Here is a 13,522-nt window from a genome sequence, read left to right as displayed (position 1 = left end):
AGGCACCCGCAACGTTCATCTTTCGGGGCGGTGTCGGCGCCATGGCCGTTAGCCATTCGATCGGTTACTGGCGCCGGGTCTGGAGCCCAGGCAACCCGCGCATCCAGCCGCCACCACCGCCACCACCGCCAGTGCTGCCGTGACGCACACTGCGGTCCGGCGCGCGGGGCGCGGGGAAACCCAATCGCTCATTGATTCTTGATGATTTTCCGCTATCGCAGCCGGACCACAGCGAGTTCCACGCGGTCCCCCGGAATTTCACCTAAGGTGTCAGCACATCGGCGTCTTGTCGCGCTCGCCCGAGCAAAAGTCGCGCGTTGGAGAACAAAATGTGAAAAGTTAACAAAAACTTTACACTGATTTTCTTGCGACAATGCCCAAGCAGAGTATTCTGCGCGGCGACGAACACACACAAGGTGGGCGCCGGGGATGCGACGAACACCCGCGCCCCCTGACGCGTCACCTTGTTCGATCCTGCGTTGCCGCTGTTTTCGAAAGGCGGTGGTCGTCGCGGGCGGACATGAGCGCGACAAGAAACAAAATCTGGATGCGTTTTACGAGCAGCTTGGCCAGCGCGAACTTCGGCGCGGAACGGCTGCAAATTCCACGGATAGCCATAACGAATGAATTAATTGCTATGCCGAGGCAGCGCGATGGCCAAAGTTGACGACGCGAATACGTCACTGGAAATTTCTGACACCAGGGAGCGCCGTCGTCAACAACGGCTAAGGGTACAGGTGGCAGCGACACTGGTCTTGCCGGGCACGGATCAATCAATGTCCGCCCTGAATCAGGAGATCTCTTGGGGGGGGGCGGTTTTCACTGCCGCGCAACCGCTGCCGCCAGGAAGCGATTCGGTATTGGTCAATTTGCCATGGGTACGAGGTCAGTGCATTTCTATTAGCGCCGTTGTGCTGCGTACCGCGCTACTGCCAAATGATCAATATCTTATTGTTGTGCGCTTTTCCAGTCTCATGCCTGAAAGTCATTTGCGATTGGAAAAGCTGCTGCAAATACTCGGCGGGAAAGCGCACGCAACGGATCACAAGGATTCCACTGACCTGTTCCACGAGCTCGCAGTCACCGTCGGTAATCTCGAGGATTTTCGCCAGATTTTGGAGCAGATTGCCGCCGGACGATTCAATTTGCACGCGGTCAGTGGGTATGAAATAGATCAGAGTATTAGTCTTTCGGTTGAGGGTCCTGGTCATCTGCCTGAGCTACGGTTGCGGGCGCGCGTTATTGATATCAACAAAGCACCGGGCAAATATTTTGACGGGTCCGACCTGCACTGCGTGACACTGAAGTTTGAGCATCCCAGGGACGCCATCACGTCCTTGATCGATTCGCTATTGGGTCGCTTGCCGAAATCAAGTGGCGCGTTACGACGTCGTGCGTCACCGGTTGTTGGATCATCACGTACCGTTAAGAACACGGTGGCTCAACCTGGTCGATCACCCAGGTGAGACCCAGGGCATAGACTGACACACGGGCCCCGTTTATGCCTATTCGAGTTGATTTGCCGTGATGCTCGACCGCAATTACCGCGTCGGCCGATCAGAACGCTCGCTGGCCACGTCGCTGATCGGCATCACGCCCATCTTGCGGGCCGCCTCAATGTCGATCATCTGATATTGCAGATTGTCCGCGTCTTCAAACTTGTCGCCCGCCTCCGCAATTTCCCTGTCACCCTCCCGGACGGCCTCATCGAAGGTGCTGTCATCCAGCATGGTGGTCTCGATTCCGATCGTCTCATCACCGCCCTCATCCAGGTCCGCTGCCAGCAGCATGTGACCAGGCAGCGCCACCAGATAGACCTTGAGGCCGATCTTGCGCAGAATAGATGCCAGCAATACGCTGCCGTCCACACAATTGGCCTGTTTGCTCTTAAGTGCATCCCCCATGAGGCGCACGTGCTGGGTATGGATATGCTCCTCACCACTGGACGTAGTGGCGATATTGCTATACCGGAGACCGCGCTTCTGCAAAGCCTGCCAGATGGCCTTCACTTCATTGCGGACACCCCTTACATTTTTCTGGTATCCGGCAAAGCTCGTCACGATCTTCAGATCCAGTGCCTCACGCAGGATCTCGTCGATGAAGGGGTGGTTTTCATTGACGAAGGCCGCGAATGTCCAGGACATATCGGTGACCCCGTCCTCATCTTCAAAGCCGAACAAGACCTCGTTGATTGGCCGCAGCTGGGTCCGCAGTGACTCCTCACCGGCCGGTTTGTCATCCAGGAGCAGCTTAACCGTCAAGGTCTCCGGAACGGTCTGGTGCAGTGCCAGCAACTTGCCGTAGTCGTATTTCAGGACGGGCCACACGCTATAGGTTTCCCCACCCCTGGGTAAGGCGCCCACGAAACGCGAGGGCTGAATGTAATCCGGGCTCGATATCTCCACCACGATGGGGCAGTTGTCCCGGGGCGCCTTGACCTCAACGCCAACCATGCCCAGGGAATCGCCGAGCACTTGGGGGTCCGGCTTGCGGTCGAGGCGCAGGGTGGCAGTGGCAATCAAGAATGAGGAGTAGATGACATCATTCGTCTCGGTCACCACCTTCCACGCAGACTCGGGTCCTGGTGCTGCCTCCCCCTTCCCGGTTTCGGTCTTCCTATCATCGCGTTCCGGGGCGATGTCCCCCGGCGCTCGTCCGTCATTGTTCGCACCCCCTGTCTCGCCCTGGCTGGCCGAATTGACGAGTGCCGTGATCCGTTCGATGGAGAACTCACCGGCGGCCATCTTTCCGCCCGCAGTGTTCGACCTGCTCCCTACCCACGCCTCGCCGCCGTCCGGGGCTGGACCAGACTCCGCCAGTCCGACCATCGGCTTGAGGGAGCGGAAGATGCCCGCGACAGCATCCGCGACCCCCTTGCTCGCATCCGTGTTTACCAGGACAATCAGCAGGCCGTGTCGTGCGTGAGGCAGTGGGAAGACGATGGCCCGGATATCCAGCGCGGTGCCGTCGTCCTTGATCTTTCCCTTGGCGCGTAATTCCACGGCCGCCAAGCCGTTTGTCTCGATCTGCCGCGGGTTGGAATAGCGAACCCCAGTCGTTCCCCTGGCAATGATCTCTTTCACATCTCGAATGGCCTTCTCATCGGAGCCGGCTTCCCATACCATGGAGAAGGCCAAGGCCTCGTTGTCGGCGTCTTCGCTAGTCAGCAATCCTTCGTCCAGCTCGCTGGTCCATCCATCCGGGGCGGTGATGGTGATGAGCGGCTTGCCCTCCGGGGGGAGTGAAAACGTCTCCGCCCACAGCGCCGTGCTCAGGATCAATGCTATCAGCCCCGGGACGAGCCTCAGCCACTGTGTTGATTGTTTCATTGCGTGCCGAACTCCTGATGCATAGCCCAAGTCGTCAGTCATTCCCGGTGCCAGTGGCGGAGTACCGCGTACCGGGCGTTCGTGCAATTCGCAGTCCTCGGCGCGACTGGTGCGTCGCGAGCCCTCTTTGCTAGCCACCTGATCTCAGAATAGTATGCCGCTCGCCAGGACGTCAACCTGACGTCGAGCGAGCGGTGTCGCCAGCGCCGTTTGCGCAGCGCCATCAGCCGTCGTAATGGCAACGGCAGGCGATGATGATCAATTCGGTGTCGGTTGCACGGTAGACGAGGCGATAGGTGTCGTTCATGCGCCGCGACCAGTAGCCAGTTAGATTGCCGCGTAGGGGCTCGGGCTGGCCAATGACCTTTAGCCCATGATCTTGAGTCCACCGTCCACATACATCGTGCTGCCGGTCAAATGGCGGGCCTCGGGACTGGCCAGGAAGGCGCAGGTGTAGCCGACGTCCATGATGTCCACCAGGGTCCCGAGCGGTGCGCGCTGTGCCGTCTGAGCGAGCAGCGTATCGAAGTCCTTGAGTCCTGAGGCCGCCCGCGTCTTGACCGGCCCCGGTGAGATGGCGTGGACGCGGATACCCTGGCGTCCCAACTCGAAGGCCAGGTAGCGACAGGTGGATTCCAGGGCCGCCTTGATCGGTCCCATGACGTTGTAATTCGGCACGACCGCATTGGCGCCGTTGAAGGTCATGGCGAACATGGCGCCACCCTCGGTCATCAGCGGTGCCGCCAGGCGGGCCATGCGGATAAACGAGTGGCAGGAGATATCCATCGCCTGGGCGAAGCCGGCGGCAGAACAATTGAGCAGGCCGCCCTGCAAATCGGCCTTGGGGGCGAAGGCGATGGCGTGGACCAGGCAGTCAAGCCGGCCCCACTGTGCGGTGATGGTGGTGAACAGCTCCTCGAGTTGGCCGGGTTGACTGACATCGAGCGGCAGCAAGATTGGCGCGGCCAGTTCCTGCGCCAGCGGCTCGACATAGGGCTTGGCCTTCTCGTTCAGATAGGTGACTGCGACTTCCGCCCCCATCATATGAAACGCCTTGGCGCAGCCGTAGGCGATGGAGTGTTCGTTGGCGATGCCGACGACCAGGGCCTTCTTGCCCGTGAGCAGTGGGCGGGGGGATTCAATGGCCATGATGCAGCTCCTGAAGCGGTTGGTTTAAGGTGACTAGTACAGAGCAGCGTAAATCCCGCTACCATTTGAGAACCAGCGTGAACCGAAGAAATAGACAGGATTAACAGGATTTCGCAGGATTTACAGGATACGTCGTTACCGCGCGTCACAGCTAAAAATCCTGTTAATCTTGAGAAATCCTGTTAATCCTGTCCGCTTTCCTGGCGCTTGCTCAACGGCTGGAGTGGTACCGGGAATTCTATATTCGTAACACTAGACTTGGTCATCCGCCGCGATCCGGCGGCGGGCCTCCAGGACCTGGCGCACCACGGTGTCCATGGCCTGGCGGTCGGTCCAGGGGCTCATCACGAATGACTTCAGCGCGGCTATCGGGGCCTCGGCGTCGGCGGTGTGGCGATAGGCGTCGGTCCAGGACAGCAACACGCCCTCGCCCTTCATAGCCTGGGCATGGGTCCAATCGAAGACGCGGCGATTGTACGCGGTATGGCGCTGCAGTTCGGTGCGATAGGTCGGGTCGTTGGTCTCGCGCTCATAGGCCGCGGCCGCGTCGACGCCTTCGGGGTAGACCCGGAAGAGGGTCACCGGCCCCAGGTTGTAGTCGTTCAGTACGACCGCACAGTCGAGCGTTTCCAGGCGCTCCCGCAGGATCTCTGACATCTCCACGGTATGCCCCAGAATCACCCGGTAGCCTTCTTTACCCAACAGTTTCAGGTTGGCGAGCGCCGCGAGAGCCCCGGCGCCGGAGCGGGAGCATTCCAGGGTGAACAGGCCGGGACGGTAGTGGCCGAATTGATAGAGGTAGGGCATCTGTGCCTGATCGCGGCTGAGCAGGCCGAAATCGGCCCGGTGCCTGGTGAGGAACAGACTCGAGACATAGGGCGTATAGCCGGTCTTGTGGAAATCGATACCGACGCTGTCGGCCAGGTGCAACGGCGCAATCCGCTCCAGCGAGTCCTTGAGCGAGCGCAGCGTTCGGGTCTGAAAGCCCAGTGGGTTGAGTATGAAGTCATAGTCCCGGAAGACCAGCCAGGGCCAGCCGATCACCGCGTCGGCGTGCAGATGGGGAGCGAACGGCAGCCGGTATTCGGCCACCAAGCGGTCGCGCAGGGCGGCGATGGCAGCCAGATCATCAATGCCGAAGGCGTCGGTGGTGCCCATGGTCAGCACGATGGCCATGACCGTCTCGCCGCGGTCAAAGAGGTCGCGCAAGGTCGCTTCCAGATGGGGCAGCGAGATCTCATTGTGGGGCGTGGTGGGGACCGTGACCAGGTTGTTGCTGCCCAGCCCGAGCCAGCCGGTGACATTGAGCCGCGCATAATGCGATGAGTCCGACGCCAGCACCTTATAGTCGCGTCGGACACCCTCAGTCATGGCCCGGCCGCCGGTCAGCCGCTCCAGCGCGACCTTGAGCCCGTAGAGAATGGTGCCGGTGCCGCCGAAGGTGAAAACCCCGCCGGCCTGCGCAGGATTATAGCCCAAGAGGCTCGCGAGCATCGCCACTGCCTCGATCTCGGCCTCGGCGAAGCCCGCGGAATACTCGTCCCAGATCAGGTTAGGGTTGTAGAGCGCGGCGGCGATATAGGCGGTGATGCTGGGAATAGTCGGGGGTGGGATCACATTGGCTTGGGCATTAGGGTGGGCCCACACCGTCATCCCGCGGCAATAGTCGGCCAAGAGGGCGGTGATGGCCTCCACTGAGGTCATCGCCTCCGGCATGACCAGGTCGTGGTGTGCGCCATAATCGGCCTCGCGCGTGCGCCCAAGCATGGGGGCGGCGGATTTGAGCGCGTCGATCCGGTCGAGGAAGCCGGACACCGTGTGGACAAAATATCCGTCCATGATCGGATCGGACACGGGGCTCGGGAAATAAGTCTTCAGGATCTCCAGCAGGGCACTGTATGGTGGCGGTGCGGTGGTCATGGGCTTCAACCTTTGTTACTCGCGCGGAATAAAAAGAGCCGAGGGGACTATTAGGGGTGCTCCAATCGCAGAATATAGTCCCATTGGGTCGGTGTCACCGGCATGACCGAGAGTCGGTTGCCGCGGCGCACCAGCGGCAGATCGGCCAAGGGGCCTGCGGCGTGCGTCTTGATCTCACTCAGTGGGATGGGGTTGGCGAGGTGGCGGATATAGCGCACCTTCACCAAATACCAGCGGGGGTTCGCGGGGTCGCTCTTGGAATCGAAATAGTGTGCCTGCGGGTCGAACGCGGTGGCGTCCGGGTAGGGGCCGCTGGCGATCTGCGCCAGCCCCACCACCCCCGGTACGGCGCAGTTGGAGTGATAGAAGAGGACCGCGTCACCGATCCGCATCTGATCGCGCAGCATATTGCGCGCCTGGTAGTTGCGCACCCCGTCCCAGGGCTCCCCAGTGCTGCCGCGGGCCTTCAGGTCGTCGATGCTGAAGACGTCCGGTTCGGATTTAAAGAGCCAGTAGGCCATGGGTGCTCCGGTCGGTCTTGATAGGCGTGCCGCTGTTCATCGCGCAATTCATCTGCGGTAGCGCGCCGCATGGGCGGCTTGCCGGCGCGCCTCGATCGCATCGCCGATTTCGGCCGCCAGTGCCGGCGATTGGGTCAGGAGTTGACCAATCGTGTGGTGGTCGAACACCATGATCCGGAGGTCGTCGGTGGCAGTGATCCCGAGATGGTCGCTGGAGCCACCGGCGGTCACTTGATCGCCAAAGCACTCGCCGGGGCCGATATCCCCGATTGCAACCGGCTGGCCATTCGCATCGGTCGCCAGCAAGACCGCGCGGCCCTTCAGGATCAGCGCAAATCCTTGAAACTGGCAGTTGGGGGATTGTACGACCTCGCCTTGCGCGTAGTCGACGACGGCCGGCGGGGGCTCGCCACCGTCCCTGATCGCTGGTCTGAAACGGGCGTGCTCCCTTAGGTACTCGGCGGCGGTCGGCGGGCTTGCGCCAGGTCGTTCACCGGGCTGAAAGCTCGTGGAGGTCGGGTAGGGGATCGTGAGCCCCTCGCGCCGCACCAGATACCAGAGGCGCGTCAGCACGGTGTCCCGGACCACGGCCGATTCCTCCTGACAGGCGACGGAGAAGTTGAGCCGGTAGCCGATCGAGAAATCGGCATACTTGATCGTTCGGACCGTAGGCGGCGGGTCGGCCAGCACCCCGGGTGCGGCGGTGAGCAGCGCCAGCATGACTTCTTTGACCCGATTGGGGGGATCGTCGTAGCTGAAGCCGATGTCGATTTGCTCCGTGCGCAACGGGGTCGGCCGTGACAGATTGGTGAAGGCGCCTTTGTAAAGTGATACGTTGGGGATGATCTGGACTTCACGCGTCGGCGTCTGGAGGTGAACGGAGCGCCAGTTGATCTCGATGATCTTGCCCGTCACGCCCCCGGCGACGACCCAGTCGCCCAAGGTGATCGGCCGTTCCAACAGCAACATCAGGCCTGACACGATATTGCCCAGCGGCTCCTGTAATGCCAGACCGATGACGATGGAGCCCAACCCGAGCGCGGTCAGTGCGCCGGTGATCTCATGTCCCCAGACCCGCGAGTAGATGACCATTGCGCCCAGCGCGACCAATACTGTGCGCAGCAGGTCCAGGAAGAGTTTCGGTACCCGCTGACGCCAGGAGTCGGCACTGACGGCGCCCAGGACGACCACGTTGACGATGCCGAGCAGTGCATAGAGCAGAAATATCCAGAAGGCCGATTCGACGATCCGGACCACCGTGTTGTCCGGCGGCAGTTCAAGGACCTTGTCAACGAAAAGCAGCAATGCCAGGCTCGGTGCCACGAAATTGCGCACGGTGCCCAAGGTCCGGGCCAGCGGGTGGGCGGCCTTGCGGCATGCATCAATGCCCTCATTGAGCAGCAGCAGGACCAGCGGGAAGCCCAACGCCAGCCCGACCGCGGGCCAGAGATTGGCAATCGGCTCCTGGAAAAATTCATTCATCGCCGGATCTCCAGTGAATCCTTAATCCGTTACTTCCCATAAATCCAGCGGTGGCTTGCCTGGTTGTACCAACGCCGCGGGACCGCTGAACTTGAACTGCTCGCCCACCCGTTCGCGCATCGTCCCGGTGATGCGGATGGCGGCACGGTCGTCCTCGGCCAGTCTCTTGGCGATGGTGACCGTGTCGCCCCAGAGGTCATAGAGAAACTTGCGCCGGCCGACCACACCGCCTACGACCGGACCGGCATTGATGCCGATGGCGATGCTGAAATCAGTCCGGCGGTCGCGGTTGAACACGCCGACGATCCTGACCATCTCCTGCGCAAACATGATGATATGCCGGGCGTGGTCGGGTCTTGCAAAGGACAGTCCGCAGACTGCCAGATAAGACCCGCCAATGGTCTTGACCTTCTCGATTCCCGACTTCTCCGCCGCCTCGTCGAAGGCCTCGATCAGGTCACAGAGGGTCGCCAAGGCCTTGGTGTCGCCGTCTTGCTCGCCAAATGCCTCCAGTCCGATGATCTTGGCAAAGAGCACGGAGACATCGGCGAATTGGTGGCTGGCCTTCTCATCGCCTTGCCGCCATTGTGCCACGGCCGAAGCCGGCAGAATGTTCAGGAGCAACTCCTGATTTTCGCGCACCTGTTGCTCCAGCCGGTCCGTCTGCTTCTTGATGTTCTCCGACATGTCGTTGAAGACCCGGCCGAGTTCGCCAAACTCGTCGTTTGAGTGCAGGTTCACCCGCACCCCGGCTTCGCCCGCGCTCAAGCGCTGCGCGCCCTCGGTCAGCAGGCGCAACGGCCGGGTCAGTACATAGGAAGAAAACAGCGCAAGTAAGGTCACGGCCAATGCCATGCCGGTGGCCACGACCAGTACGGTCCGGCCGAAGGCACGAATCGGACCCTGGGCCTCCTGCTCGTCGATTTCCGCGATGACGGCCCAGCGCAGCGTATCCAGATCCAATGGGCCGTAGGCGCTCAGTACGCGCGTCCCACGGTAACCGGTGACGGTGTGAATTCCCGAATGCCCGCGCAGCGCCTCATCGACGCTCGCCGTCTCCACGGGCAGGACGCAGATCGGATTACCCTGCTGCTGGAGTTTGTCAACGATGCGACCGGGGACACCGGTCTGGCGCAGGGTCTGCAAGAACCCCTGGGGGTCTTCATGCATGAAGCGTGACTCGCTTCTGATGGTCTTGTCGCTCCCGACCAGGTAGACCTCTCCGGTCTTTCCCAGCCCTTCCTCCCGCCAGGCGTAGCCCCCGGTCAGGACCTTGTTGAAGTCGTTGATGGGAAATTGTAGGACCAGTATCCCGAGCAGCTCAGCACCACTGAAGATGGGGCTCATCACAAAGGCCTCAGGGGCACCAAGATTGGGCCGCCAAGGTTCGTAGCCGGCGATTCTGAAGTCGTCGCGATTCTTCGTGTCCATGATCGAGCGAACCTTGTTCCCCAGCTTGGTATTGGCATAGGGACCGGTCTCCAGGTTGGAGCCGAGCTCGGTGGTCTTTTGATAGCTGTAGACGATGTCGAGCGTCTTGGCGTCCACCAGCTGCAAATCCTCGAAGCCGAAGATCTCGGCGGCCCGGGCAAAGATCTTGTGATGCTGGGCGTGGGCAATCCCATAGGGGGTGGTGTCGCTCGGGGTTTCGATCAGGTTCTGTCGCTTGCCGTAGGGATGCGGATTGGCAACGATGTAATGGGACTGGAGATAGCGCGCGGCCGCTCGGGTGGGCAGATATTGCTCGAGGATCGGCGTGCCCTCCACGCGCTCGTCCAGCTTGGGCAAGAAGTCATGGAGATAAAAGTCATCGAGCTGCTGCGACTCGGTCGCGCTCAAGGTGGTGTTGTCGAGTTGCCGGTAGGCATCGCGCAGCTCGCGCATGCCGTCGATCGTGGACTGTCGGCCGGCGAGCAGGATCACCTCTTGGCGCAGCGATGCGATCATCATTTTCAGCGTCGTGGTCTTCGCGACCCGCACGCCCGTGAGCTCGTTTTGCACGGATTGGATCAGCGCCGGCCTGGCCGAGCTGTAGCCGATCCACGCCATGACCCCGATCGAAGTGAGACTGACTGCCAAGAGCAGCAGGATCATCTTGGACTGAATGCTTAATCGGTTGAAGCCAAACATCGCTCTTTCAATCGCTGTGGACAAAAAAGACACATCGCTCCTCGGCTGGGCGCTCAGCCCCAGTTCGGTCCCAGGCCGGCCGCCAAGTGCTGAAAATTGGCCAGCCGCTGCGGCGCGATCTGCCCTGCCTCGACGCCCAAGCGGATGGCGCAGTCGGGTTCCCGGTCGTGCCGGCAGTCGGTGAAGCGGCAGTCTCCCAGATGGGGTCCGAACTCCCGGAAACCGCGTTGCAGGGTCTCCCGGTCGATGGCGCCCAGACGGAAGCTGCGTACCCCAGGGGAATCGATCAGCGAGCCGCCGCCGATGAGGCGGTAGCAGGTGGCGGTGGAGGTGGTGTGGCGGCCGAGCCCGGTGGCGCGCGACAGGCGCCCGATCTGGACCTCCTGGTCAGGGAGCAGGGTGTTGACCAGGGAAGATTTTCCGACCCCGGACTGGCCGACCAGGATGCTGGTTTGATTGGCCAGGGCGGCGATCAGTGGGACCAGGGTCTCCGGGCGGTGCAGGCTGGTCCAGAGGGTGGGGTAACCGATCGCCGGGTAGTGGGCGAAGCGCGCCCGGAAGGCCGCCTCCGCCGCTGCGTCGAGTAGGTCCATCTTGTTGGCGACGATCAGCGCCTGGACGCCGATCAACTCCGCCGCCGCCAGATATTGGTCGACCAGATAGCCGCTGGGGTCCGGCTCGGGGGCGATCAGGACCACCAGACGGGTGAGGTTGGCGGCGAGCGGCTTGTCCCGCCCGCTGTAGTCGGGGCGACTCAAGACCATGGTGCGGGGCTGGATGGCGGTGACCACCCCTTGGCCGTCGGCCGTGGCCTGCCAGACCACCTGGTCTCCGCACACCGGGTGTCCGATGTGGCGGCGCGCCAGGCAATGATGGACTTGGCCCTGCGGGTCCTCCACCGCCAGGTTGGCCCCGTGGCGCACCACGACCTGGCCGGCCTGGGGCCCCAAGGCGTCAGGCTCTTCCTCATCGAGCGCCGCGAGCGCGTTCTCCGCCCGCTCGGCCAGCCGTTGGCGGCGGCGCTCCTGGATGGTCTGGATGCGCTCGATCTGACGTTCGGACAGGCGGCGCCTGGTCATCTGCGGTCAGGGCCGGAAGCGGTAGAAGTGGTCGTTGAGGTAGGTCGTCACCGCTGCGATTTCCTCAGTGCAAGGTGGCGGATGCGTGCGATCATAGTGCGTTTCCTGTCGGTTGTGTGATGGCATTGTAGTGACTGACCGGGCGCGGTGCACGGCCACAGACTGGTAGACTGCGGCCATTCTCATGACTTGACGCCCACCCTGCGGAAACCGGCAATGCCCACGAGCGAACAAAACCTGATCTGGCTGGACCTGGAGATGACCGGCCTCGACCCCTTCACCGACCACATCCTGGAGATCGCCACCGTGGTGACCGACCAGGAGCTGAACATCCTGGCGGAGGGCCCGGTGATCGCTGTCCACCAGGACGCGGCGGTCCTGGCGGGGATGGACGAGTGGAACCGTACCCATCACGGGGCCTCGGGGCTCATCGAGCGGGTGTGCGCCTCGGACACGGACGCGGCGGCTGCCGAGGCCGCGACCCTGGCCTTCCTGGCGCAGTGGGTCCCGGCCGGGGCCTCGCCCCTGTGCGGCAACAGCATCTGCCAGGACCGGCGCTTTCTCGCCCGCTTTATGCCCGGGCTGGATGCCTACTGCCACTATCGCAACCTGGATGTGAGCACGCTCAAGATCCTGGCGCTGCGCTGGGCGCCAAAGGTCGCTGCGAGCTTCAAGAAAGCCGGCAAGCACCAGGCGCTCGACGACATCCGCGAGTCTATCGGTGAACTGCGCCATTACCGGGAACACCTGCTGCGGGTCTAAGCCGTGCCCATAACATGGGATTCGTCGTTTTTCTCTTCCCGATCGAGGCTGGTTCTGATCCAAAGCCGGTCGGTGATCGCACGCTTATCGACAGCAACAATGACAGCTATGACAGCTATCACTGACGATTCACAAGACCAGCACCAACACCGGGAACGGGTCCGCGCGGGTATCCGCCGCGGCGCCGAATTGAGCATCGCCTACCTGCTCATGAATATCCTGGCCGCAACCATTGCCAGCTATGGACTTTTTGCCAACAGTCCGGCGGTGATCATCGGCGCCATGATCATCGCCATGCTGCTCGGACCCATCACCGGCATCTCGTTGGCGCTGGTCGACAGCGACATGAAATTGCTGCTGCGCGGTCTGGGGACGCTCGTTGCCGGCGCCTTGGTGGTGATGGCGACGGGCCTGATCATCGGTACTATCCATTCGGATGTTCCGGTCTCCCAGGAGATCATGGCCCGCACCGCGCCTAACCTGGCGGACTTGGTGGTGGCGTTGGCAGGAGGCGCGGCCGGCGCCTACGCGACCGTCTCACCCCGGTTGAGTGTTGCGCTCGTCGGCGTCGCCATCGCCACGGCCTTGGTGCCACCCCTGGCCGCGGCGTCGATCCTGTTGGCCCGGGGAGAGGTCGATGCGGCCTCCGGCGCCTTTCTGCTGACATTCACCAATATCGTCGCCATCCAGTTCGCCTCCTCGGTCGTATTCTGGTCTGCGGGTTTTCGACGAGTCAGCAGGACCAAGGGCATTTCCTTCCTGGTATTTTTCAAGAGTAATGCCGTGAGCATCCTGATCCTGGGCGTGCTGGCCGTGGTATTGACCGATAGTCTGCATGAGGCTCTGACCCGGCGTATCTATGAGTCGGGCGTTCAATCGACCCTGCAACGGGAATTCGATAATTCCCCGGGCAGCCATTTAGTGGAGGTGCGATTCGATGAGGCGGAGCGTGGGCGCAGCATCATACGCGCGGTGGTCCGTGGCCCGAGCCCGCCGTCTGCGGCACAGGTGGCGGCCATGGAGGCGACCTTGCCCGCCCATCCCGGTCGCAGACCCGTGGAACTTCGGGTACGCTTTGTCCCGACCACGATCATCAACCGGGATGGGGTGTTGCTGGAGGATGCCGCGTTTCACGGCGGCGAGTAACTAG

General features: G+C 62.0%; 11 protein-coding genes. 3 read left to right on the top strand and 8 right to left on the bottom strand.

Going from position 1 to position 13,522, the window contains the following annotated elements:
• Positions 1-653: 653 nt before the first annotated feature.
• Positions 654-1,466, top strand: a complete 813-nt coding sequence (locus QZY44_RS19690; RefSeq protein WP_295450440.1) for a PilZ domain-containing protein — start codon at positions 654-656, stop codon at positions 1,464-1,466.
• Between the two features lie 75 nt (positions 1,467-1,541).
• Here the strand turns inward: QZY44_RS19690 and QZY44_RS19685 are convergent, their stop codons facing one another.
• The 8 genes from QZY44_RS19685 to rsgA all read right to left on the bottom strand — a co-directional run bounded on the left by QZY44_RS19685 (position 1,542) and on the right by rsgA (position 11,610).
• Positions 1,542-3,329 (bottom strand): transglutaminase family protein, encoded by a 1,788-nt coding sequence (locus tag QZY44_RS19685; RefSeq protein ID WP_295450437.1) that lies wholly within the window; start codon positions 3,327-3,329, stop codon positions 1,542-1,544.
• Between the two features lie 223 nt (positions 3,330-3,552).
• Positions 3,553-3,690, bottom strand: a complete 138-nt coding sequence (locus QZY44_RS19680; protein ID WP_295450486.1) for a Txe/YoeB family addiction module toxin — start codon at positions 3,688-3,690, stop codon at positions 3,553-3,555.
• 5 nt (positions 3,691-3,695) lie between these two features.
• Complete coding sequence (fabI, locus tag QZY44_RS19675; protein WP_295450435.1) at positions 3,696-4,478, bottom strand: enoyl-ACP reductase FabI; 783 nt, start codon at positions 4,476-4,478, stop codon at positions 3,696-3,698.
• A 252-nt stretch (positions 4,479-4,730) separates the two neighbouring features.
• Positions 4,731-6,398: a pyridoxal-dependent decarboxylase gene (locus QZY44_RS19670; protein WP_295450432.1), complete on the bottom strand. Its 1,668-nt coding sequence runs from the start codon at positions 6,396-6,398 to the stop codon at positions 4,731-4,733.
• Positions 6,399-6,448: 50 nt separating this feature from the next.
• Positions 6,449-6,919, bottom strand: a complete 471-nt coding sequence (locus QZY44_RS19665; protein ID WP_295450429.1) for an EVE domain-containing protein — start codon at positions 6,917-6,919, stop codon at positions 6,449-6,451.
• Between the two features lie 48 nt (positions 6,920-6,967).
• The gene (locus QZY44_RS19660) at positions 6,968-8,401 is read right to left on the bottom strand and encodes a mechanosensitive ion channel family protein (protein ID WP_295450427.1); all 1,434 of its coding nucleotides are present in this window, start codon (positions 8,399-8,401) and stop codon (positions 6,968-6,970) included.
• 21 nt (positions 8,402-8,422) lie between these two features.
• Positions 8,423-10,531, bottom strand: a complete 2,109-nt coding sequence (locus tag QZY44_RS19655) for an adenylate/guanylate cyclase domain-containing protein (RefSeq protein ID WP_295450424.1) — start codon at positions 10,529-10,531, stop codon at positions 8,423-8,425.
• Between the two features lie 53 nt (positions 10,532-10,584).
• A complete protein-coding gene (rsgA, locus tag QZY44_RS19650; protein WP_295450421.1) occupies positions 10,585-11,610 on the bottom strand; it encodes a ribosome small subunit-dependent GTPase A in 1,026 nt (341 codons plus the stop codon).
• 216 nt (positions 11,611-11,826) lie between these two features.
• Here rsgA and orn point away from each other — a divergent pair, with 216 nt between their 5' ends.
• Positions 11,827-12,372 carry an oligoribonuclease gene (orn, locus tag QZY44_RS19645; protein ID WP_295450414.1) on the top strand — a complete coding sequence of 182 codons (546 nt, stop codon included), beginning with the start codon at positions 11,827-11,829 and terminating at the stop codon, positions 12,370-12,372.
• 108 nt (positions 12,373-12,480) lie between these two features.
• Positions 12,481-13,518, top strand: a complete 1,038-nt coding sequence (locus QZY44_RS19640; RefSeq protein WP_295450403.1) for a TIGR00341 family protein — start codon at positions 12,481-12,483, stop codon at positions 13,516-13,518.
• The last annotated feature ends 4 nt before the right edge of the window (positions 13,519-13,522 follow it).

Source organism: uncultured Thiodictyon sp., assembly GCA_903837595.1.
Taxonomy (GTDB): Bacteria; Pseudomonadota; Gammaproteobacteria; order Chromatiales; family Chromatiaceae; genus Thiodictyon.
The sequence above is the reverse complement of the archived record's forward strand: the minus strand, read 5'-3'. Positions and strand labels throughout refer to the sequence as shown.